This is a genomic window from Allobosea sp. BK604 (genome assembly GCF_004341515.1).
Lineage (GTDB): Bacteria > Pseudomonadota > Alphaproteobacteria > Rhizobiales > Beijerinckiaceae > Allobosea.
In genome coordinates this window covers 229527-253424 of sequence record NZ_SLZF01000011.1, presented here as the reverse complement: position 1 = coordinate 253424, position 23898 = coordinate 229527, and the positions used below count along the sequence as shown (strand labels likewise).

General features: G+C 66.6%; 17 protein-coding genes. 7 read left to right on the top strand and 10 right to left on the bottom strand.

All coding sequences use genetic code 11. The annotated features are described in order from the left end of the window. Nucleotides 1-163: 163 nt before the first annotated feature. From EV560_RS29535 to EV560_RS29500, 8 genes are all read right to left on the bottom strand, one after another. On the bottom strand, nt 164-1126 hold the full coding sequence (locus EV560_RS29535; RefSeq protein WP_131859415.1) for a tetratricopeptide repeat protein: 963 nt from the start codon (nt 1124-1126) through the stop codon (nt 164-166). Then, nucleotides 1113-2843, bottom strand: coding sequence for a dihydroxy-acid dehydratase (gene ilvD / locus EV560_RS29530; RefSeq protein ID WP_131859414.1), 1731 nt, complete (start codon nt 2841-2843; stop codon nt 1113-1115). The genes EV560_RS29535 and ilvD overlap by 14 nt, the downstream gene beginning before the upstream one ends. Nucleotides 2844-3184: 341 nt before the next feature. Beyond that, nucleotides 3185-3766, bottom strand: a complete 582-nt coding sequence (locus EV560_RS29525; protein WP_131859413.1) for a YqaA family protein — start codon at nt 3764-3766, stop codon at nt 3185-3187. Nucleotides 3767-3962: 196 nt separating this feature from the next. Next, nucleotides 3963-6788: a valine--tRNA ligase gene (locus EV560_RS29520; protein WP_131859412.1), complete on the bottom strand. Its 2826-nt coding sequence runs from the start codon at nt 6786-6788 to the stop codon at nt 3963-3965. 107 nt (nt 6789-6895) lie between these two features. Beyond that, the gene (gene dps / locus EV560_RS29515; RefSeq protein WP_131859411.1) at nt 6896-7378 is read right to left on the bottom strand and encodes a DNA starvation/stationary phase protection protein Dps; all 483 of its coding nucleotides are present in this window, start codon (nt 7376-7378) and stop codon (nt 6896-6898) included. Between the two features lie 131 nt (nt 7379-7509). Continuing rightward, on the bottom strand, nt 7510-8112 hold the full coding sequence (locus EV560_RS36910) for a PopZ family protein (protein WP_465247049.1): 603 nt from the start codon (nt 8110-8112) through the stop codon (nt 7510-7512). Between the two features lie 208 nt (nt 8113-8320). Continuing rightward, the gene (locus EV560_RS29505) at nt 8321-9733 is read right to left on the bottom strand and encodes a TolC family outer membrane protein (protein ID WP_248312258.1); all 1413 of its coding nucleotides are present in this window, start codon (nt 9731-9733) and stop codon (nt 8321-8323) included. A 154-nt stretch (nt 9734-9887) separates the two neighbouring features. After that, entirely contained in the window at nt 9888-10529 is a 642-nt protein-coding gene (locus EV560_RS29500) for a protein-L-isoaspartate O-methyltransferase family protein (RefSeq protein ID WP_131859410.1), read from the bottom strand. Between the two features lie 320 nt (nt 10530-10849). On the opposite strand from EV560_RS29500, the gene efeU reads away from it, so the two are divergent. The 7 genes from efeU (at nt 10850) to EV560_RS35905 (ending at nt 22356) form a co-directional block, all read left to right on the top strand. After that, nucleotides 10850-11680, top strand: coding sequence for an iron uptake transporter permease EfeU (efeU, locus tag EV560_RS29495; RefSeq protein WP_131859409.1), 831 nt, complete (start codon nt 10850-10852; stop codon nt 11678-11680). Next, entirely contained in the window at nt 11677-12738 is a 1062-nt protein-coding gene (locus tag EV560_RS29490; RefSeq protein WP_131859408.1) for a cupredoxin domain-containing protein, read from the top strand. Before efeU ends, EV560_RS29490 begins: the two co-directional genes overlap by 4 nt. Then, a complete protein-coding gene (gene efeB, locus EV560_RS29485) occupies nt 12735-14072 on the top strand; it encodes an iron uptake transporter deferrochelatase/peroxidase subunit (protein WP_131859407.1) in 1338 nt (445 codons plus the stop codon). The genes EV560_RS29490 and efeB overlap by 4 nt, the downstream gene beginning before the upstream one ends. A gap of 1 nt (nt 14073) precedes the next feature. After that, the gene (gene efeO, locus EV560_RS29480) at nt 14074-14898 is read left to right on the top strand and encodes an iron uptake system protein EfeO (protein WP_131859406.1); all 825 of its coding nucleotides are present in this window, start codon (nt 14074-14076) and stop codon (nt 14896-14898) included. 322 nt (nt 14899-15220) lie between these two features. Further along, entirely contained in the window at nt 15221-15433 is a 213-nt protein-coding gene (locus EV560_RS29475) for a hypothetical protein (RefSeq protein WP_131859405.1), read from the top strand. A 49-nt stretch (nt 15434-15482) separates the two neighbouring features. Continuing rightward, entirely contained in the window at nt 15483-16016 is a 534-nt protein-coding gene (locus tag EV560_RS29470) for a hypothetical protein (protein WP_131859404.1), read from the top strand. A gap of 205 nt (nt 16017-16221) precedes the next feature. Beyond that, nucleotides 16222-22356, top strand: coding sequence for an ExeM/NucH family extracellular endonuclease (locus tag EV560_RS35905; RefSeq protein WP_165923702.1), 6135 nt, complete (start codon nt 16222-16224; stop codon nt 22354-22356). A gap of 163 nt (nt 22357-22519) precedes the next feature. Here EV560_RS35905 and EV560_RS29460 read toward each other — a convergent pair whose 3' ends face one another. After that, on the bottom strand, nt 22520-22840 hold the full coding sequence (locus EV560_RS29460) for a hypothetical protein (protein ID WP_131859403.1): 321 nt from the start codon (nt 22838-22840) through the stop codon (nt 22520-22522). Between the two features lie 95 nt (nt 22841-22935). Further along, nucleotides 22936-23898: a GlxA family transcriptional regulator gene (locus tag EV560_RS29455; RefSeq protein ID WP_131859402.1), complete on the bottom strand. Its 963-nt coding sequence runs from the start codon at nt 23896-23898 to the stop codon at nt 22936-22938.

The following is a 23898-nucleotide window of genomic DNA, read 5'->3' as shown; positions in this document are numbered from 1 at the left end:
AAGCGCCGGAACCGCGCGCGTTCGAGACTGCGCGGGCTTAAGTTGGCTGGTGCGAGTCAGCCGGTGTGGCTGTCGGGAACCGGAGCGCGCCTCCGTCCGGGAGCACCGGACGGGCAGATGGCGCCGTCAGGCGGCCGCGCCAGGAGAAGCCGTCGGACCAGCCTTAGCGCGGGATGCGGCCGCTCGTATATTGCTGCTGGCGCTCCATCAGCGCGAGCGCGGCGCTGCGGTCATTGGCCGAGGCCGAGGCGAAGGCGGCCTCATAGCGCTCCAGGATCCAGGCGTCGCGTTGCGGGTCGGCGGCATCGCGCGCGAGCGTGAGCCACATCAGCCCCTGCGAAATCTGCCGCGGCACGCCCTCGCTGCCGCGCACCAGCATGTCGCCGAAGACGGCGCGCGCCGGGACATGGCCCTTCTCGGCCGCGAGTTTCATCCATCGCGCCGCCTGGCGCTGGTCGCGCGGCGTGCCCTGGCCGTTCATGTAGAGCCGGGCCAGATTGTACTGTCCGTCGGGATCGCCGAAATAGGAGGCGGCGTAGTGGAACATGTCGAAGGCGCGGTCGGCATTGGGCCTGACATAGCTGCCTTTGATACCGTCGATGAAATAGCCACCGAGCGCCACGAAGGCGCTGCCGACGATACGGCCATCGGCCGTGCCGGGAATCGCGTCGGCATTCTCATCCGCGATCTTCGAGAAATACTCGAAAGCCTTGAGGTCATTGGCCGGAACGCCCTCACCCGCGGCATACATCCGGCCCAGCTTGAACTGGGCGGTGAGATGGCCCTGCGAGGCGGCATATTCGAGCGCACGCACCGCGCCGGCCTGATCGCCGGCGGTCTTGTCGCGCATCCAGGCCTTGAGCGCGTCGCGCGCGCTGGTGAAAGGCGCGAGTGGCAGCGCCGCGCGCGGCGGCGCCGCATTCGGCGCCGGTGCATGTCCGCCATTCAGGGACTGCGGCACGCCCGCGGGATCCGGTGCCCCGGCCTCCGGCTCCGGCAGGGCGATGCCGGGAATCGGCCGCGGCGGAATCGGCGCGGCCCTCCCGGCAACATCCTGTGCCCAGGCGGCCGGTTGGCAGCCCAGGATCAGCAATGTTCCTGCGATGATGGCGTCAGATATCCGCATAGCAATGGGTTTCGGCCGCCCCTCCTGGGTGGGTCACGGCGCCCCCTTTGGCGGACCCGACCGTCTGTGCGTATTTCCACAGCGCGCCCGAATTATAGTCGGTCTTGCGTGGCTTCCAGGCCTTACGTCGCTCCTCAAGTTCGGCATCAGAAAGGCGGACTGCGAGCTTTCCTGTGATGGCATCGAGCTCGATGATGTCGCCATCCTTGAGCAGGCCGATCGGCCCCGCGACAGCGGCTTCCGGCCCGACATGGCCGACGCAGAAGCCGCGCGTCGCGCCCGAGAAGCGTCCGTCTGTGATCAGCGCGACCTTGTCGCCCATGCCCTGGCCATAGAGCGCGGCAGTGGTCGCCAGCATCTCGCGCATGCCCGGGCCGCCCTTCGGACCTTCGTAGCGGATGACCAGCACATCGCCGATCTCGTACTCGCGGTTGGTCACGGCCTTGAACGCGTCCTCCTCGCAATCGAAGCAGCGCGCCGGGCCTGTGAAGACCAGCTTGTCCTCGGTCATGCCGGCGATCTTCACGATCGCGCCTTCGGGAGCGAGATTGCCCTCGAGGCCGACGACGCCGCCGGTCACGGTGATCGGCTTGTTGGCCGGGCGCACCACGTCCTGCTCGTCGTTCCACTTCACCGAGGCGAGGTTCTCGGCAATGGTCCGGCCGGTCACGGTCATGCAGTCGCCATGCAGGTAGCCATGGTCGAGCAGGGTCTTCATCAGCAGCGGGATGCCGCCGACCTCGAACATGTCCTTGGCGACGTATTTTCCGCCCGGCTTCAGATCGGCCACATAGGGTGTCTTCTTGAAGATCTCGGCGACGGTGAAGAGGTCGAAGTCGATGCCGCATTCATGTGCGATCGCCGGCAGGTGCAGGGCCGCATTGGTCGAGCCGCCCGAGGCCGCGACGACCATCGCCGCGTTCTCCAGCGCCTTGCGGGTGACGATGTCGCGCGGGCGGATGTTCCGGGCGATCAGCTCCATCACCATCTCGCCGGCCGTGTAGCAGAAGGTGTCGCGCACGTCGTAGGGCGCCGGCGCGCCGCAGGAATAGGGCAACGCAAGGCCGATCGCCTCGGCGACGGTCGCCATCGTGTTGGCGGTGAACTGCGCGCCGCAGGAGCCCGAGGACGGGCAGGCAGCCTCTTCCAGCTCCTGGAGGTCCTCATCGGACATGGCGCCGACAGAATGCTTGCCGACGGCCTCGAACACGTCCTGGACCGTGACCGGCTTGCCCTTGAACGTGCCGGGCAGGATCGAGCCACCATAGATGAAGATCGAGGGCACGTTGAGGCGCACCATGGCCATCATCATGCCCGGCAGGGACTTGTCGCAGCCGGCAAGGCCGACGAGCGCGTCATAGCAATGGCCGCGCATGGTGAGTTCGACGGAGTCGGCGATGACCTCGCGCGAGGCGAGCGAGGACTTCATGCCCTGGTGCCCCATGGCGATGCCGTCGGTCACGGTGATCGTGCAGAACTCGCGCGGCGTGCCGCTGGCCGAAGCGACGCCCTTCTTCACGGCCTGGGCCTGGCGCATCAGCGAGATGTTGCAGGGGGCGGCTTCGTTCCAGCAGGACGCGACGCCGACGAAGGGCTGCGAAATCTGCTTCGAGGTCATCCCCATCGCATAATAGTAGGAGCGATGCGGAGCCCGCGCCGGCCCGACGCTGACATGCCGGCTGGGGAGCTTCGACTTATCGAAAACGCGCGCGTCCATCGTCTTTTTCCTCGTTCCGCCCTGCACTTAGGGTGCGCGGCAGATGTGCCACGCGCCCGGCGCCGGACGCAACGTTCACGCCCCGACAGGATGAGAGGGGAAACCGTCTCCCCGACCCTGCCAGACACAGTTTAATTCTTCTATATCTCAGAGACTTAGTATGAGGCTTTGCTGGGCGCGCTTTGTGGCAGCATCGCGGCAATTCCGGCAGCGCAGGGCGGTCCCGGCGCAATGCCTGAGAGTGTTGCGAGGATGTCACAAAACCGTCGGTAGCCGCGACGCGGCGCACGCAACTGACGGGCCATGGCACAGCCACGACCGCACCGTCAGCGCATGGGGCCTTAGAGCACCGCGGGCAGGACGAAGAAGCCGCCGATCACCACGACCGCCAGCGCAAGCGCGGTCAGCGGCAGGTGCTTCTCGATGAAAATCCGGATGTCGTCACCATAGAAGCGCAGCGCCAGCGCGATCATGGCGAAGAAGGTAACGCGGGAGACCACCATGCCGATCGTGAACTTCCAGATGTCGAAATGCAGGAAGCCGGACATGATCGTGACGATCTTGAACGGGATCGGCGTCAGGCCCTTGGTGACCAGCACCCAGAACCAGTAGTCCTGCGAGGTCGCGATGAGATGCGCCGCCTTTTCCTGCAGCCCGTAGATGCCGATCAGCCAGGCGCCGACCGACTCGTAGAGGAAGGCACCGATCGCATAGCCGAGATAGCCGCCCATCACGGCGCCGAGCGAGCAGATGCCGGCATAGAACCAGGCCCGGTCCGGCCGCGCGATGCACATCGGCAGCAGCAGCGGGATCGGCGGCAGCGGGCTGACCGAGCTTTCGACGAAAGTCAGCGCGAAGAGCAGCCAGGGAGCACCCGGGTGGGATGCGTAAGATACGCACCAGTCATAGGCTCGCTTGAGCATGCGTCCGAACTACCGTGTCCTGCTGCGGGTCTGATGGCGCATGGCGGGCTTGCGCTGAGCGCATCTAATCGCGTTTCCGTGAATATACCAGAGGTCGCGGACATCAAGGTCAATTTGGAGGTGTTTTCATGACCGGCTGTTGGCAATAAGTCGCAACCGCCGGGGACAGGCGCGGCACAGGGCCGCGCCTCGGGCCTCAAGCCGGCTCCAGGCGAGCCAGGGCTTCGGCGATCTTGAGCTTGCGCGCCTCGGCCTGCGCCTTGCGCTCACGGTTCTCCTCGACGACCTCTTCCGGCGCGCGCGCGACGAAGTCGGGATTGCCGAGCTTGCGGTCGACGGCAAGGATGTCCTGGTCGAGCTTGGTCAGCTCCTTGCCGAGCCGCCCCCGCTCGGCGTCGAGATCGATGATGCCGGCTAGCGGCAGGGCAGCAACTTCGCCGCGCACGATGATCTGCGCCGATTGAGCCGGTGAAACCGCCTCGAAAGCGATGGTGGAGACGCGCGCCAGCCGCTCGATCATCGGCGCCCAGGCCTCGACCGCAGCCTTCGTGGCGTCACTGGCATTGACCAGCACCAACGGCACCTGCGTGCCGGCCGGGACATTGGTCTCGGAACGAACCGAGCGGATATCCGAGATCAGGTCGACGACGAAGCCGATCTCGGCCTCGGCCTTCTCGTCCTTCAGGCCGGCGAGCTCCGGCCAGCGGGTCAGGCAGACCAGCGCGGCATCGCCCTTGGCGAGCTGGCGCGGCGCCCCCTCGCCCGCCTTCACCGCCCAGAGCTCCTCGGTCATGAAGGGCATGAACGGGTGCAGCAGCTGGGATATCAGGTCGATGACATGGGCCACGGTCGCCTGCGTCTCGGCCTTCTCCTCGGCGGCGACGTTCTCACCCTGAAGCACTGGCTTCGACAGCTCGAGATACCAGTCACAGAACTGACCCCAGACGAAGCGATAGGCGCTGCCGGCCGCTTCGTTGAACTTGAACGAGACGATGCCCTCGGCGATCTCCTCGCTGGCGCGCGCCGCCTCGCTCAGGATCCAGCGGTTGAGCGGCTGTTTCACGCCGGCCGGATCGAAGCCCTCGGCGCGGGCGCAGCCATTCATCTCGGCGAAGCGGGCGGCGTTCCAGATCTTGGTCGCGAAATTGCGGTAGCCCTCGACCCGCGAGGTCGCGAGCTTGATGTCGCGCCCCTGCGCCGCCATGGCCGAGAGGGTGAAACGCAGGGCGTCGGCGCCGTATTTGTCGACGAGGACTAGCGGATCGATGACGTTGCCCTTCGACTTCGACATCTTCGCGCCCTTCTCGTCGCGAACGATGGCGTGGATATAGACGTCGCGGAACGGCACCTCGTCCATGAAGTTGAGGCCCATCATCATCATCCGGGCGACCCAGAAGAAGATGATGTCGAAGGCGGTGACCAGCGCCGCCGTTGGGTAGTAGCGCTTCAGCTCCGGTGTCTCCTCCGGCCAGCCCAACGTCGAGAACGGCCAGAGCGCCGAGGAGAACCAGGTGTCGAGCACATCCGCGTCGCGGGTGAGCGCGACCGGGCCGCCATAATGGCCGACGGCAAGGGCCTGCGCGGCGGCCTCGGACTCGGCGACGAAGCACTCGCCGTCCGGCCCGTACCAGGCCGGGATCTGGTGGCCCCACCAGAGCTGGCGCGAGACGCACCAGGGCTCGATATTCTCGAGCCAGTCATTATAGGTCTTGGTCCAGCTCTCGGGCGTGATCCTGGTGCGGCCGTCCTTGACCGCCTTCAGCGCGCGCTGCGCCAGCGGCTTGACGTCGACATACCATTGGTCGGTAAGCCAGGGCTCGATCGCGACATCGGAGCGGTCGCCATGCGGCACCGTATGCGCATGCGGCTCGATCTTGGCGAGCAGGCCGCGCTCGGACATCAGCGAAACGATGGCGCGCCGCGCGGCGAAGCGGTCGAAGCCGTCGAGTTTCAGCACCTCGGCCTCGGGCTTTGCCCCGGCGAGGAAATCGGCATTGCCGTCGAGTATCAGCTTCGCTTCGGCGTTGAAAATATTGACGCTGGCGAGCCTGTGGCGCTTGCCAACCTCGAAATCGTTGAAGTCATGCGCCGGCGTGATCTTGACCGCGCCGGTGCCCTTCTCGGGATCGGCATAGTCGTCACCGAAGATCGGGATGACGCGGCCGACCAGCGGCAGCACGGCGTTCTTGCCGATCAGGTGGCCGATCTTTTCATTCTCGGGGTGCACCGCGACGCCGGTATCGCCCAGCATCGTCTCCGGCCGCGTCGTCGCGACGGTGATGAAGGTCGACGGGTCATCCGCATCGTAGGTCACGCCATCGAGCGGGTAGTTGAAATAATAGAGATGTCCGCTCGGATCGCGGTTCAGCGCCTTGTCGAGCTTGGCCGCGTCAAAGGCCTCCTCCCCGCCCCGCTCCCATTTGAACGAGCCGGTCTTCTCGACCTGGATGACCTCGAGGTCTGAGATCGCGGTCTGGAACTTCGGGTCCCAGTTCACCAGCCGCTTGGCGCGGTAGATCAGCCCCTGCTTGTGCAAGGAGACGAAGACCTTGAGGACAGCGGCGGAGAGGCCCTCGTCCATGGTGAAGCGCTCGCGCGACCAGTCGCAGGACGCCCCCAGGCGCTTGAGCTGGTTGACGATCGTGCCGCCGGATTCGGCCTTCCAGCGCCAGACCTCCTCGAGGAAGGCCTCGCGCCCCATCGTGCGGCGATCGGTCTTGTTCTCGGCGGCGAGCTTGCGCTCGACCACCATTTGCGTCGCGATGCCGGCATGGTCGGTGCCCGGCTGCCAGAGCACGTCCTTGCCGCGCATGCGCTCGAAACGGCAGAGCACGTCCTGCAAGGTATTGTTGAGCGCGTGGCCCATATGCAGCGAGCCGGTCACGTTCGGCGGCGGGATGACGATGCAATAGCTCTCGGCGCCCGGCTCGGCGCCGCGCCCGGCCTTGAAGGCGTCGGCCTCTTCCCAGGCCTTGCTGATGCGGGCCTCGACGGAGGCCGGCTCGAATGTCTTGTCCATCATCGCTTCGCTCGAACGCAAAACGGCCGGGAAGTCCCGGCCGGAAATTGGAAGGCCCAAAGGGTTCGCTTTAAGAGCCCATGCGAAGGGCCCGCGTCAACGCTTTCGCGTCAAGCCGCATTTGATTCAAGGAACCATAGCGACTTGTCGAGGGCACGCGAATAGCCGGTGAAGATGTCGGCCGTGTCGGCATCGCCGGCCTCGGCCGCGGTATCGATCGCGGCTCGCACGCTCTTGGCCGCCTCGGCATAGCGCTCGATCAGCTCGGCGAGATGGTCCTTCACCGCGACGATATCGGTCGGATAGGCCTTGAGCTTGGTCGCGGCGGCAACCGTCTGGGTGGTGCCGAGCGCGATGCCGCCGAGCTGTGCCACGCGCTCGGCCACCGTGTCGACATGGCCGTCGAGCTCGCTGCGGAAGCCATCGAGCATCTCATGGATCGCGATGAAGCCTGGGCCCTTCAGATTCCAATGCGCCTGCTTGGTGACGAGCGCGAGGTCGATGCCATCGGCGAGCCGGGCATTGAGCAGCTCGATCATCGCGGTCTTGGTGTTGGACTTGAGGTCGATCCGGGAAACGGGCTTCTTCGACATGGCATGATCCTCAACCTGCTTGCGGCGGCCGTGCGCCGTCACGCAGATATAGCGGGATCGTCTGCCTTTCCCAATGCGCTCATCGCAGGGCGGCCGCCGCGCTTCGGCTTGTAGCGGGCTTGCAATGCGGCCTAGCTGCGACCGCCGCGCGCGACGCGTTCGATCTCGGCGCGCACCAGCCGCTCGACCATGGTCGGCAGATTGTCGTCGAGCCAGGTCTTGAGCATTGGCTTCAACATGTCCTTGACCAGGTCCTCGAGCGTGCGCGCGTTGTTGCTCAGGACGGTGTGGGCCAGGGCGCCGAAGGCATTGTGCACGGCCGCGCCGGTCTGGTCCGAGATCAGCGCCGCCATGTCGAGCTGTGGCGCCGGGCTCGGCTGGAACGGGGGCACGAAGGCCTGCACAAGCGGTTCGGGCGGCAGTTCCGGCTCGGGCTCGGGTTCAGGCTCCGGCTCGGGCTCGGGCTCGGGGACGAGCGGCTCGGGCGCGTCGAGGAATTCGACATCGTTCACCTCCGCCTCGGGCGGCGGCACGAGGCTCGCCTCGGCGCCGAGGTCAAGCACGTCGTCATCGATCTCGGCGGCGGCGGGCTCAGGCGGCGCAACCGGAGCAGGTTCCGGCTCCGGTACGGGCTCCGGTGCAGCGGCGGGCTTCTCGTCGTCCGCGATGATCCGACGGATGGAGGCGAGGATTTCCTCCATCGACGGTTCGTTGGGCTTCGCTTGCGCGCTCATGCTGGGTCCGGACCACTCGACACCGGGCGCGTCACGAGAATCAACGCAGCCCCAAAGTTGAGTATTTCACCGAAAGTGCAGCAGGCAAGGCGGCGGAACCGCATCCCACAGGAGAAATCCGGGCTGTTGCCGGAATGTCTCCCAAGGTCTGGTCAGAACCGAGCCGTGCCGAGCCGGAAGCGCCCGGCCGAGGGCGGTCAGGCCGCGCTTAGCGGCCGTCCGGCGTCTGCGTGCCCCACCACAGGCCCTTGACCTGATCATAGTGCCGGCGGGCGTCATAGACTTCGGTCTTGAGCTTCAGCGTCGTGGCGGAGAGCTTGCCGATCGCCGACAGCACCGAGTAGGACGCGACGACACGGTCGCGCTGCGCGGTGACCAGGATCGAACGCGCGCTGACCAGTTCCTGCTGGGCGTTGAGCACGTCGAGCGTGGTGCGCTGGCCGACCTTGGCCTCCTCGCGCACGCCGGCCAGCGCGGTCTCGGCCGCCTGGACCTGGGCCTGCGCGGCGATGATCTGCGCCTTGGCGGCATCGAGCCCGCCCCAGGCCGAGACGACGGCTGCGCGCACGCTGTCGCGCTGGGTATCGACGTCGATCCGGCGCTGGCCGGCGGTTTCCTTGGCCTGGCGGGTGCGGGAATAGACCTGGCCGCCCTCGTAGATCGGGATGGTCAGCCGCCCGACGATGGTGGCATCGTTGATCTTGTCGCCGCCCAGCTGAGTGTCGTAGCGCCGCGAGACGCTGCCGATGACATCGAGCGAGGGATAGAGATCCGACTGGGCGACCTTGACCTGCAGCTCGGCGACATCGACTCCGTGCAGCGCCGCGATGATCGCCGGATGCTGGGTCAGCGCGCCCTTGAGCGCGACCTCCAGGTTTCTCGGCAGCAGGTTCTCGACCGGCCGGCCGGGCGCCAGTGACTTCGGCTCGGTACCGACATTCTGGCGGTAGCGCGCGATGCTGGTCTTCAGGTTGGACTCGGCCAGGATCGCCTGCGATTGCGCCGCGGACAGGCGCGCCTCGGCCTGCGCGACGTCGGTGCGGGTGACTTCACCGACTTGAAATCGATCGCGCGTCTGGCGCAGCTGTTCTTCCAGCACCTCGACGTTGTTGCGGTTGAGGTTGAGGATCGCCGTGTCGCGCAACACGTTCATATAGGAGGTCGCGGCATCGAGCAGCACGTTCTGCTCGGTGTTCTGCAAGGTCGCACGGGCGCCGAGCACTTGCGATTCCGCCGCGCTGACGCTGCTGGTGGTGCCGCCGCCATTGAACAGGTTCTGGGTGACTTCGAGCCCGACGCCACGCGGCGCCGTGCGTAGGGTCGAGCGCCTGCTGACGCCGCCGGTGATGGGCGTATGCGTATTCTGGATCTCGGCGCCGATATCGGCGGAGGCGGTGATCGTCGGCCGGTAGCCGGCAAGTGCCTGCGGCACGTTCTCGTTGGTGACGCGCACCTGGGCGCGCTGGGAGTTCAGGGTCGGATTGCCGTTATAGGCGCGGGCGAGCGCCGCATCCATGGTCTGCGCGGAGGCCGGCGCCAGCTGGGCCGCCCCGAGAAGTGAGGCCAGCACCGCCGCAAGGCTGTAGCCGAACCGTTTCCGCTTTACTTCGTTTTCAATCACGTGGACGCCTCTTGCGGACTGGAGTCGCGCCCAGGCATCGCCCCAGCCTCGGCATAATTCAAACAAATCATAGCGATCGCCAAGCCCTACGCCAACGCCGCGATGGCTCCGCGAGTGTTTCCGTGCCGCAGTGCCGCAAAAATGCGACACTTCGTTAGAACACAAAGCCGGGTTTCCGGCGGAACTCTTCGAGAATCGGCGCTGCCGCATCGAAGACCGGCCGGCCGGTCATGATCTGGCCTGTCTTCTGGTAGAGCTTCACCCGCGCGGACCGGCCGATTCCCTCGATCGCGATCAGCCTGCCACCATCGCGGACGAGGCCGAACAGGCTCTCCGGTGCCGATTCGCAGGATCCGCTGGCCAGAACCGCATCGAAATCCGCGTCCGCCGGCTGCGCGGCGCTGAGCGTGACGCCCTCGGTCCCGGCCTGCCCGATCGCCTTCTGCGCCAGGGCGAAAGCCGCGGCATCCGGCTCCCACAGCGTCGCCTTCGTGCCCATCTCGGCCATCAGCGCCGCGCCGAATCCGCTGCCGCCGCCAAATTCGAGCACCTTCTCGCCGGGCTCGAGATCGAGCACCTGGATCATCCGCGCGATCACCATCGGCGCCATCAGCGCGCGGCTGGTGCCCGGCAGCGGCACCGGCTGGTCGAGATAGGCGAGATGGGAGAGCTCGGCCGGCACGAAGGCCTCGCGCGGCACCCGGTCGGCGGCGGCGAGCACCGCGCGGTCCGTCACGTCGTAAGTGCGTAGCTGGCAATCGACCATCACGCGGCGCAGCTCTGAAAAGCCGTCCATGTTCGCAATCTCCGTCAGCGCAGCACGATATAGCCGCTCGCCTCAGCTTTTGTTCGAGCCCGCCGAAAAAGGCAAGATGGCGGCCGCTGACTCAAGCGCCCTACCCCTTTGCCGCCAAGGCGTCATCGGCGCCTCCAGCAGCCCGGCGAAAGCTCAACCGAAAAAGATTAGAATAAGTATAAACTACGGATACCAAACACCTTTCCGACCCAGGCAACACATTTCCGCCGCGTTGACCACCCACAGCCGTTGGACTACCGAAAGGCCATCCGGTTCGGCACCGCCTGATCTGTTCAAGCGGGAACTGGGGACGTACTGCCATGCTCGTTCCGTTCCTCATCATGCTGCGCGAAGGTATCGAGGCCGCGCTGATCGTAGGAATCGTGGCGAGCTACCTCACCCGCACCGGCCGAGCCGAATGGCTGCCCGCACTCTGGATCGGCGTCCTGCTCGCTTGCGGCGTGAGCCTCGCTGTCGGTGCCGGGCTCGACATCATCAGCGGCGAGTTGCCACAGCGGGCCCAGGAATTGTTCGAAGCCTGCGTCGGGCTGGTCGCAGTCGTGCTTCTCACCTCGATGGTGTTCTGGATGCGCAAGGCCGCGCGCAGCATCAAGGGCGAGTTGCATGCCGGCATCGATGCGGCGCTGTCCGGCGAGCGGCAGGGCCTGGCCCTGGTCGGCCTCGCCTTCCTGGCGGTGGTGCGCGAGGGGCTCGAATCCGTCTTCTTCCTGCTTGCTATCCTGCAGCAAAGCAACGGTTGGGAGGCGCCGGTCGGCGCGGCGCTCGGCCTCGCCACGGCGATTGTGGTCGGTTTCGCCATCCACGCCATGGGGATGCGGCTCAACCTGCGCGCCTTCTTCCGCTGGACCGGGATCTTCATCCTCTTCGTCGCGGCCGGGCTGCTCGCCAATGCGGTGCGCGCGCTGCACGAGGCCGGATTGTGGAACAGCCTGCAGCAGACCGCCTACGACATCGGCGCGATCCTCCCGGTCGACGGCCCGCTCGGCTCTGTCCTCTCCGGCCTCCTCGGCTATCAGGAACGCGCGGCATTCGGCGAGGTACTCGCCTATCTCGCCTTCCTTGTCCCCGCCCTCGCCTTCTTTCTCGCCAGCGATCGCGCTGAAGCGAAGCCGATCGGAGCGCGGCCTTGACCGCCGCGGCGCCCGCAGCGAAGCGCTCGCTTGGCCTGCGTATCGCCATGGCCGGCACAGCGCTGCTCCTGTGCGGCGGGGTCATCGCTTTTTTCTATGCCGCGCAGCGCGGCGCCAGACCGACAGCCGCCAAAGGCGCCGGGCCGGATATCGCCATCGCCATCACCGAGCGCAGCTGCGAGCCGGCTCAGCTCACTGTCCCGGCCGGCAAGCATTCCTTCCTCGTCACGAATCGCAGCCAGCGCGTGCTGGAATGGGAAATCCTCGACGGGGTCATCGTGGTCGAGGAGCGCGAGAACATCGTGCCCGGCCAGTCGCGCCGGCTGACGGCACAGCTTCATCCCGGCGAATACGCCATCACCTGTGGCCTGCTCAGCGCCCCGCGCGGCAGGCTCATCGTCACCGCCTCGCCGCAGGCCGCGGCGCCAAGGCTTGCGCTGATGGATTTCGTCGGACCGGTGGCCGAATACCGGGTCTATTTGCTCCAGCAGGCCGATACGCTCGCCGCAGCGCTCGCGCAGATCAAGGATGAGACTGAGGCTGGCAAGCTCGATGCTGTCGCGCAGGCCGCAGCCGATGCCGACGCCACCTTCCGGAATCTGCGCCCCGCCTTGACCGAGGCTGAACTCAAAGCCGGGCCGCTCGCCGATCTTCAGCAGGCGCTTGCTCTGGCCCACGGCGCGCGCGCCGGAGCAGATATCGCCGCGCTCACCGGCTCGATCGAGGCGTTGCAGGGCAACGCCAAGATGCTCGCCGATACGCTAGCCACCCGCACCGTCCTGCCCGAGGCCATGCTCGGCGGGGCCCTGGAGGCCGCGAACGCACTCCCGCAACCCGTTGACGGCGCGAAAGCCGGGACGGCCGGCATCCGCAAGATCGTCGATCTGCTGCACCCGCTCATGGCCAGGCTGGACACCGCCCTCGCCGCGAAGACGCTGGCCGATCTCGGTGCCATCGAGCGCGGACAGGCCGATGCCAGCGGCGCAACCGCCCTGGCCGGCGACCTCACCGCCATGCGCGCACGACTGACGCTCGATACGACCGGAAAGACGCCATGAGCGAGCCTACCGACCGTTTCCGCCCGTCACGCCGCGCCCTGCTTTCGGCCGGCGCGGTCGCGCTCGGCGCCTGCCCGTTCACGGGCACCGTGGCCGCACCGATCCAGAACCCCGCCGCAGCACCCGAGAGCGACGACACCGCCCAGCGCCAGCCCTTCTACGGCAAGAATCAGCCGGGCATCGTCACGCCGCGCCCGGCGACCGGCCTCGTTGCCGCCTTCGACGTCGTCGCCACGTCACTGGACGACCTCGGGCGGCTCTTCCGCCTGCTGACCGAGCGCGCGGCCTTCCTGATGGAGGGCGGCGAGGCGCCGACGGCCGATCCCGCCTATCCGCCGCCCGATAGCGGCATCCTCGGCCCGGTCATCGCGCCCGACAACCTGACCGTCACCATCGCCCTCGGCGCCTCGCTGTTCGACGAGCGCTTCGGCCTCGCGCCGCTGAAGCCGGTTCATCTGCAGCGCATGCGGCGCTTCCCGAATGACGCGCTCGACGGCGCGCTCTGTCATGGCGACCTTTTGCTGCAATTCAGCTCGAACACCGCCGACACCAATATCCACGCGCTGCGCGACATCGTGAAGAACACGCCCGATCTGCTGCTCCTGCGTTGGAAACAGGAGGGCAGCGTGCCGGTGCGCCCGGCCAGGCCCGGCGTGCCGCCCGAAAGCGCCCGCAACCTCCTGGGCTTCCGCGACGGCACCGCCAACCCGGACGCCGCCGAAGCCGGGCTGATGGACGCGCTCGTCTGGGTGCAGGCCGATGCCGGCGAGCCGGCCTGGGCGGAAGGCGGCAGCTACCAGGTCGTCCGGATCATCCGGAATTTCGTCGAGCGCTGGGACCGCACGCCGCTTGTCGAGCAGGAAGAGATCATGGGCCGCGAGAAGGCGAGCGGCGCTCCGCTCGGCATGACCCGTGAATATGACGTGCCGGATTATGCCTCCGACCCGGAGGGCAAGCGCACCAGGCTCGATGCCCATATCCGACTTGCCAATCCGCGCCGGCCGGGGACCGAGAACAGCCGCATCCTGCGCCGGCCATTCAACTATTCGAACGGCGTCACCAAGGCCGGCCAGCTCGACATGGGCCTGCTCTTCATCTGCTTCCAGCAGGATCTGGAGCGCGGCTTCATCGCCGTGCAGAAGCGGCTCAATGGCGAGCCGCTGGAGGAATACATCAAGCCGGTTGGCGGCGGCTATTATTTCGCGCTGCCCGGAGTCCCGGCCAAGGGCGATCACTATGCCGGCGCCCTGATCGACGCGGCCCGTGCTCAGCTCGCTTCCGCCAAGAGCTCCAACCCGAATAAGACCTCGAACCCGAACAGGACAGGAGATTAAGATGGCCCAGCGTTTCGCCTGGCTGGCCGGCGCCAGCATGCTCGCCGCCGTGATCGCGAGCCCGGCCCTGGCCGTCTCGCCGCTGGAGCTCGTCACCCCGATCGCGGATTACAAGCTCTATGTCTCGCGCGGCGTCGACACGCTGGTGCGCGATACCAGGGCCTTCACCGATGCGGTCAAGGCCGGCGACCTCGCCAAGGCGCAAGCGCTCTACGCCCCGACCCGCGTCTCCTACGAGATGATCGAGCCGATCGCCGAGCTGTTCAGCGATCTCGACGGCTCGATCGATTCGCGCGCCGACGACCATGAGAAGAAAGAGGAGGATCCGGAATTCACCGGCTTCCACCGCATCGAATACGGGCTCTTCGCCAAGAAGAGCACCGAAGGCCTCACGCCCTTCGCCGACAAGCTGATGAGCGACGTCACCGATCTGCAGGCCCGGATCAAGGGCCTGACCATTCCGCCCGACAAGATGATCGGCGGCGCCGCGGCGCTGATCGAGGAGGTCGCGGCCACCAAGATATCCGGCGAGGAAGACCGCTACAGCCACACCGATCTCTGGGATTTCCAGGCCAATATCGACGGCGCCAGGAAGATCGTCGACCTGCTGCGCCCGCTGACCGAGCGCACCGACAAGGCCTATTCCACCAAGATCGACGCCAATTTCGCGGCAGTCGAGAAGACGCTGGCGAAATACCGCGTCCAGGGCGGCGGCTTCGAGACCTATGACAAGCTGACCGAGGCCGACCGCAAGACGCTCGCCGCCGCGATTACCACCCTGGCCGAGGATCTCGCCAAGCTGCAGGGCCTGCTCGGACTGAGCTGAGCCGGAACGAGCGTCCCCAAAAGACCGACTCGCCGACGGCGGAACAGGCCGGAGCGCGTGCACGTTGGTCCCAACAGGACCAGCGAGGACACGCTCTATGACCGACCGCAGCCTCGAGAGGCCGGCCAATGACGAGACGCCTCGGCGTCCCGGCCGGCCTGGACAGTCGCCGAAACGCCCCGGCCCTTCGCCCGTTTCGGCGCATCCGGCCGGCCCTGCCCGGCCGTTTGAGCAAGGCGGTGCGCCGATCCAGGCCGAGGCTGAACAGGACAGGCATCAGGAACGTAGCCGGCGCTGGCCGACCGACTGAGGGAGGCGAGCGATGAGGGACGGATTCGGACGCAAGCTAACCGACGAGGAAGCCGCCAGGATTACCGGCAAGCCGGCGAAAACTGACGCGACGGGCCATCAGGCCAAGCCCCATGTTCGGCCACACAAGGCCGGGGTGGCCGATCCAGCCGCACCGTCCGATGTCGGCAAGGCCGCGTCCGGCAATGGCCCTGGCCGCGACCGCGAGATCATCGACGAGCCCTGACCGGCGATTGGGGCCTCATCGTCTGGACCGCGCTCGCGGCGAGCGGACGGTGCATGACGAGGAGCCGTTCCCCGCGGCGGGACGGGTGAGGAGCAGCACGGCAAATAGTTTCCCGGCAAAGTTCATTGCGGCCTCCTCAGGGATAGAGGCCGCGGCCGCAGCGCCGGGCACGCCGCAATGCGAAATAGCCGGTGCGAGTATTGAACACCCTGACCGTGCGGTAGAGGCAGTAAATCTCCGATTTGCGGCCGTTGTAACAGGCGCGGCCGGTGTCGAGGTCGATGCCCAGGACTTGCGTGTCGGGCTTGCCGTCGCGGGCGCTGCCGGCAGCGTCTTGAGAACAGTTGCGCGGCCCATCTCTCGCACCGCAGCCGCCGCGTCAGCCCATCCGCAAAGGCAGGCAAGAGAGTCGATTACTGGAAATCGCCGCTACCGAGCGGAAACCGCGGCACAAAAGAGTATAGTTAATCTTTTGATAGCTGAGGCTATAATCAAATCCATAGCCACGAAATCTGCGAACCTGATCGAAATCATACAGATAAACAATAGCCGGTTAAACGATCATTCCGTCAATGTCCTTTGAATTTCATCCTAGCGTCACAATGCGCGCCTTTCTTGAGCCTCGATAGTTGCGGGCCGGGAAGCGCGGGATGGGCGTCTTCTCGGCATTTCCACTGTTGTTCATCGCAGCAGCCACGCGTCGATTAGCCGGACAATGCCCGGCTGGATCGCGTGGCGCATGCGGAATCTTGCCCGTCATAGGCGTACGACATTCGGAGGAAGACCATATGGCACTCGGCGCTGGCTCTATCGCTTTCACTGGCTTCAACGGGGACGGAAATGATGGCTTCGCCTTCATCGCGGTCGACGCCATTCCGGCCGGAACGGTCATCCGCTTCAGCGACAATGAGTGGAACGGTCTTCCGATCGGCGCCGGCGGCGCCTTCAACACCGGCGAAGGCAGCCTGACCTGGACCAATAGCGGCGCCGAGATCCCGGCCGGCACGGTCATCGAGATTCACGATCTGATCAATGCCGCCGCGCGCGGCGTCAATCTCGGCACGATCAACAACAGCACCTCCGACCTCAACGTCTCCGGCGAATCCATCTTCGCCTTCATCGGCACCTCCGAGACGGCGCCGACCAGCTTCCTCGCCGCCGTGACCCGCAATAATGGCGGCTTCAACGGCGCGACCAGCAGCGGCCTGCTCGGCGGCACCGGCCTCGTCGCCGGCCAGACCGCGCTCGTGCTGCCGCGCACCGATGCGGCCGACATCGCCGCCTTCGACCCCGCCGCCGGCGGCTCGTCCTTCGAGACGCGCGAGGCGGCTCTCTCCGCCTTCAACACGACCGACAACTGGGTCGCCCAGAGCGGCACCGGCAACCAGGACAATGACGGCATCGGGCCGGACGCCCCCTTCCTCAGCGATCCGCAATCGCCGCTCGCCGGCGTCACCTTCACGATCGGCGGCGGCAATGGTGGCGAGCCCACCCTCGCCTCGCTCACCGTCGACGATGCCAGCAAGGCCGAAGGCGCTGATTTCCTGTTCACGGTCTCGCTCAACGCGCCGGCCACGGTCGACACGGTGGTGAGCCTCGCGACCACCGGGGTCAACGACCTCACCATTCCGGCCAGCGTGAACATCGCCGCCGGCCAGAGCTCCGCGAGCTTCACCGTCGCGGCCCTCGCCGACGGCCTTTCGGAGCCCGATGAGAACTTCGCCGTCACCGCCACGCTCGGCGGGGCCTCCCGGGAGACCATTGTCACGGTCGAGGGCAACGCCCCGGCGCTGACCCTGATCAGCGAAGTCCAGGGCAGCGGCACCGCCAGCACCAAGGTCGGCCAGACCGTCACGGTCGAGGCGATCGTCGTCGGCGACTTCCAGAACGGCGATGCCGATGGCGGGCGCAATCTCGGCGGCTTCTGGCTGCAGGAAGAGACCACCGATCAGGACGGCAACGTGCTGACCTCGGAAGGCATCTTCGTCTCCTATGCTAGCCTGGGCGTCGACGTGCAGATCGGCGACCGCGTCCGCGTCACCGGCACGGTGGCCGAGGCTTTCGGCAATACCGAGCTGAACGCCACGAATGTCACGCTCGTCCAGGCCGATGCGGTCGCCGACGTCAACACGATGGCTGTCGATATCGACCTGCCGAGCGTCGGCGTGCAGGGCTCGAACGGCACCTATACCGCCAATCTCGAAGCCTATGAGGGCATGCTGGTCCGCTTCACCGAAACACTGACCGTCACCGAGCAGTTCAATCTCGACCAGTTCGGCGAGATGCGTCTGACCCAGGGCGGCCGGCCGGAATCCTACACGGTCGGCCACGATGCCAGCGTCGCCGGCTATGACGCGCATATCCGCGACATCGCCTCGCGCTCGGTCATCTTCGACGATGGCCGCAGCACCTCGAACCCGAATCTCGACAACACCGTCGTCGACGGCGACTACAATTCCACCACCGCGCCGCGCATGGGCGACACGATCACCGGCCTGACCGGCGTGCTCGATTTCGACTTCAACCAGTACCGCGTGCACGCGGTCGAGAACGGCGTCGGCATCAACGATTTCGTCTCGGAGAACCCGCGCCCGACGAGCCCGCCGGATGTCGGCGGCACCTTGAAGCTCGCCAGCTTCAACGTGCTCAACTACTTCACCACGCTCGATAACGGCCAGAACACCGCGATCGGTCTGGAGCCGCGCGGCGCCGAGACCGCGGCCGAGTTCCAGCGCCAGACGGCGAAGCTGGTCAACACCATCCTCGAACTCGACGCCGACGTGCTCGGCCTGCTCGAGATCGAGAACAACTTCATGGAAGGCCATTCCGGCAACGCGATCGAATATCTCGTCGAGCAGCTCAACGCCGTTTCGGGCTTCTTCAAATATGACTGGGTCCGTCCGGGCGGCGATTTCCTCGGCGGCGACGCGATCGCGGTCGGCTTCATCTATGACGTGACCTCGGTGCGCGTCTCCTTCGACAGCCAGGTCGCGGTCCTCGACGACAGCGACCTCTCGGCGGATTTCCTGGCCCAGAGCACGCTCGGCCGCGTCTTCAACGGCGAGAACACCAGCCGCGCCGCGCTGGCCGTGACCTTCGAGGAGCTCGCCAGCGGTGGCGAGTTCACCGCCGCGGTCAACCATTTCAAGTCGAAGAGCGGCTCGGGCACCGGCATCGACGCCGATATCAAGGACGGCAATGGCGGCTGGAACCACCAGCGCGAGCTCGCCGCCGAGGCGCTGGCGGAATGGCTCAAGACCAACCCGACCGGCCATGCCGACCCGGACAAGATCATCCTCGGCGATCTCAACGCCTATGACAGCGAGGATCCGATCGATATCCTCAAGGATGCCGGCTACACCGACCAGGGCGCCGGCGGCTACAGCTATGTCTTCGATGGCCAGACCGGCTCGCTCGACCACATCCTGACCAATGAGAGCGCCTCGGCTCAGGTCACCGGCGTCGCCGACTGGCACGTCAATGCCGACGAGGCCGACGCGCTCGACTACCAGCTCAACTTCAACGGTGACCTCGCCACCAACGAGCGCGACCCCTCGATCTTCGACGAGGATGTCATCGCCCGCGTCTCCGACCATGATCCGATCGTGATCGGCCTCGACCTGGAAGAAGAGCCGGTCTTCACGCTGCAGCTCCTGCATCTCTCCGACGGCGAGGCGGGCCTGCTCGCCGGCCAGACCGCCAAGAACCTGGCCGCCCTGGTCGACGCCTTCGACGACGACTTCGCCAACACGCTGATCCTCTCGGGCGGCGACAATTTCCTGCCTGGCCCGTTCATCGCCGCCGGCACCGACCCGTCGGTGCGTGAAGCGATCAATGCCGCGACCGGCTCGACCATCGCAGCCGGCGTCAACCAGCCGGTCGCCGCCGCCGATATCGCGATCATGAACGCGCTCGGCGTCGAGGCCTCGACCATCGGCAACCACGACTTCGACCTCGGCTCGAAGGTGCTGCGCGATGCCATCACCGCCGGCTCGGTCGCCGGCTGGTCGGGCGCCAACTTCGCCTATCTCTCGTCCAATCTCGACTTCTCGGCCGATGCCGACATGAACCCGCGCTTCGTCGCCTCGGGCACAGAGGATCTGGCGACATTGAAGGGCCGCGTCGCTCCCTCCGCCATCATCAACAAGGGCGGCGAGAAGATCGGCCTCGTCGGCGCGACGACGCAGCTGCTCGAGCGCATCTCCTCGCCGACCGGCACCGAAGTGAAGGGCTTCCCGGGCGACGGCAACGAGGTTGACGACATGGACCTGCTCGCCCAGCAGCTCCAGCCCGTCATCAACGCGCTGATCGCCCAGGGCGTGAACAAGATCATCCTGCAGTCGCACCTGCAGCAGATCCAGAACGAGCAGTTGCTCGCGACCAAGCTCGTCGGCGTCGACATCATCCTGGCCGGCGGCTCGAACACCCGTCTCGGCGATGCCGATGACGACGCGGCCTCCTTCCCGGGCCACGACGCCTCCTTCGAGGGCGAGTACCCGATCGTCACGGCCGGCGCCGACGGCAAGACCACGCTGATCGTCAACACCGACGGCGAATACACCTATCTCGGCCGCCTCAAGGTCGATTTCGACGCCAATGGCGAGATCATCACCGACCATCTCGCCGATGACGTCGCGATCAACGGCGCCTATGCCTCGACCGACGAGAATGTCGCCGAGGCCTGGGGCACGACCGTCGACAATCTCGACGAGACCGCCTTCGCCGACGGCACCAAGGGCGACAAGGTCCGCGACGTCACCGACGCCGTGCAGAACGTCATCAACGTCAAGGACGGCACGATCTTCGGCTTCACCGAGGTCTATCTCGAAGGTGAGCGCGCGATCATCCGCAACGAGGAGACCAATCTCGGCAGCCTCTCGGCCGATGCCAATGCCGAGGCCCTGCGCGACGCGATGGGTGAGGCCAGCCCGACCTTCGTCGTCTCCGTGAAGAATGGCGGCGGCGTCCGGGCCCCGATCGGCACCGTCTCCCATCCCGATCCGGTCACCGGCGAGGTCGACAAGCTGCCGCCGCCGGCCAATCCGGACGTGAACAAGCCGGAGGGCGGCGTCTCGCAGCTCGATATCGAGAACTCGCTGCGCTTCGACAACAAGCTGATGGCCTTCGACACGACGGCCGCGGGAATCAAAGCGATCCTGGAGCATGGCGTCGGCCTGCTCGGCAATCAGGGCCGCTTCCCGCAGATCGGCGGCATCGCCTTCTCCTATGACCCGGACCTGCCGGCCGGCAGCCGTGTCTCCGACATCGCGCTCACCGACGATCAGGGCCGCACCGTCGCGCTCTACGACAATGGTGTGCTGGTGCCGGGCGCGCCGAGCGCGATCACGGTGGTGACGCTGAGCTTCCTCGCCAATGGCGGCGACAGCTATCCGATGAAGGCGAACGGCTCGAACTTCCGCTATCTGCTCTCGGATGGCGGCATGTCCGGCCCGGTCGACGAGGCGCTCGACTTCACCGCCGCCGCCGTCGTCGCGGCGAACACGCCGGCGGGCTCGACCCTGCTCGGCGAGCAGCAGGCCTTCGCCGAGTACATGCAGGAATTCCACGGCACCCAGGAGACGGCCTACGACGTCGCCGACACGACGGCGCAGCTCGACGAGCGCATCCAGAATCTCAACCTCCGCGACGACACGGTGCTGGACGGCGCCGGGCAGATCGTCGGCACGCCCGGCGACGATATCCTCACCGGCACGGCCGGCGCGGACGAGATCATGGCCGGCCTCGGCGACGATGCGGTCTCGGCCGGCGCCGGCGACGATGTCGTCGACGGCGGCGAAGGCGACGACGTGCTTGCCGGCGATGACGGCGACGACGTGCTGAAGGGCGGCGCCGGTGACGACGCGCTGATCGGCGGTGCGGGCAGCGACCTCCTTGTCGGCGGCGAAGGCGATGACGATCTCGTCGGCGGCGACGGCATCGACACCGCCGATTACTCGGCTGACACGGCCGGCATCATCGTCGATCTCGCGGCCGGTGAGGCCGAGGGCGACGCCACCGGCGTGGATGCGCTCGCCTCGATCGAGAACGTCATCGGTGGCTCCGGCAACGACGTCATCAGCGGCGACGATCTCGCCAACAGGCTCGATGGCGGCGCCGGCAACGACACGCTGAACGGCGGTGCGGGTGGCGACCTCATCCTCGCCGGCGCGGGCAACGACACGATCGACGGCGGCGCCGGTTTCGACACGCTCGATCTCTCGGCGGCGACGGGGCCGATCTCGGTCGACATCACCCGCGGCATGGTTTCCGGCGCCGGCATCGGCACCGACAGCTTCAGCAATATCGAGAAGCTGCTCTTCGGTGCGGGTAACGACGTGGTCACCGGCGGCAATGGCAACGAGGCCTTCGACGGCGGTGCCGGCAACGACACGCTGAGGGGCGGCGCCGGCGACGACGCGCTTTCGGGTGGCGACGGCGACGATCTGCTCGACGGCGGCTCGGGCGACGACAGCGTCAATGGCGGCAATGGCATCGATACGATCAAGGCCGGCTCCGGCAATGACGCGATCGACGCCGGCGAAGGCAATGACGTGATCGACGCCGGCTCGGGCAATGACACCATCCTCGTCGGTGCCGGCAACGATGTGGTCGATGCCGGCTCGGGCGACGATCGGATCGTGGGTGGTGCGGGCGATGACGCGCTGACCGGCGGCTCGGGCCACGACGCCTTCGTCTTCGCGGCCGGCTTCGGCAAGGATACGATCGCCGACTTCAAGACGACGGGCTCGAGCTCGGACATCATGGAATTCGCCAGCGATATCTTCGTCGACTTCGCCGATGCGATGGACGCTGCCGACCAGGTCGGCGCCGACACTGTTTTCACCATCGATGCCGATACGAGCCTGACCCTGAAGGGTGTTCAGCTCGCCAGCCTCGCCCAGGACGATTTCCGCTTCGTCTGAGTGGAGAGATCGCCATCTCAGCTAACGAAGGGCGCCGAATGGCGCCCTTCTTCTTTTCGTCGCCGGAACAATGAAGTCCCTACGGCCGCCCGCGAGAAGGCCGCCAGCCCGGCAGCAATCCTGTTGGAACCCTCTGCGCTAGCGGGCGGCGGAGGCTACCGCCTCAGCCCCAGACCCAATGGCAGCGCCGCACACGACGCCCCCAGCGATCATGGTGGACGCGGCAGACATAGCGCCGGCGAGCATGACGGCGATGGTGGCGATGCCGGCTATGGCGGTGATGCCAATGTGTCGGGCGGCGGTGGTACTGGGCATACTCGGCTGGAAGCTCGTCGAGGGCGCCGGCATTCTCCATCGCCGCAGCGTCGGAGACAGTGCACGCTTCTGCTGTTCCGGGAGCGGCGGAGGCCTCCGACACTGCCAGGGCACCGACACCGCCTGCGGCGATCGCCAGCAGCCCCGTCACGAATGATCGACGATCCATCTTGATCTCCTCATCCACCCGCCAAGTATGAACTCTACCGCCCCAAATAGGTTCGGAGAATGGCGCAGCGCGGCGAGGTGGTGGACCTCACGCCGTCAGAGCAGATCGGCCCTGAGATCGCGCACCCCGCGGCCCAGGCGCTGGCGCAGCAGCGTCCGCAGCGTCGCGCCGTCGACATAGCCGACCTCGGCCGCGATCGCATCGAGGGCAAGGCCGCTGCCGTGAAGCAGCGATTGGGCGCGCTCGACCCGCAGATCCTGGAAATAGGCAAGCGGTGACTTGCCGAGTACGGATTGGCAGCGGCGCTGCAGCGAGCGCGGGTTGGTCGCCAGCGCCTTCGCGGCCTCCTGAAGCGAGAACCCAGCCTGGAGGTTTTCGCGCGCCCAGCGCTCGAATCTCAGGATGAGCGGATCGGCCTGCGCCAGGTGATTGGGGATGATGTAGGGCGCCTGCGATGAGCGGATATCGGCGAGCAGATAGCGCGAGACGACGGTCGCCAGCTCCGGGCTGGCCCGCCGGATGAGCCAGAGCGCCAGGTCGAGATGGCCCAGCGCCGCACCGGCCGTCACGCCGATATCGGTCGGCACGAGCATGCGCGACTCGTCGAGCTGCACCTTCGGGTAGCGCTGCCGAAACAGCGGCGAGAGCCACCAGGTGGTGGTGGCCTCGCGATGATCGAGCAGGCCGGATTCGGCGACAATGAACGTCCCGAGGCAGGATGTCGCGATCTGCGCGCCCTCGTCGTGCCAGGCCCGCAGCTGCCCGGTCGCCTGCCTCACATCCGGTCGCTCGAGCGCGGCGGCCAGGAGCTCCGGCGTGGACGCGGAAACGGCGGGAACGACCACCCAATCCGGCTTCAGCCCGGGCGTGATCGGTTGGACGGGGACGATCAGGCCTCCGCTGGAGCGGACCTTTTTGCGCAAGCCCACGATCGACAACTCGAATGGCGGCCTGTGCCCCTGCCGAAGCGCGAGATTATTCGCGATCCTGAACCCATCGAGCACCGCCGTCAGTCCGAGGTCGAACGCTCCTTCCAGGACGAGTACAGTCAGGCGCAT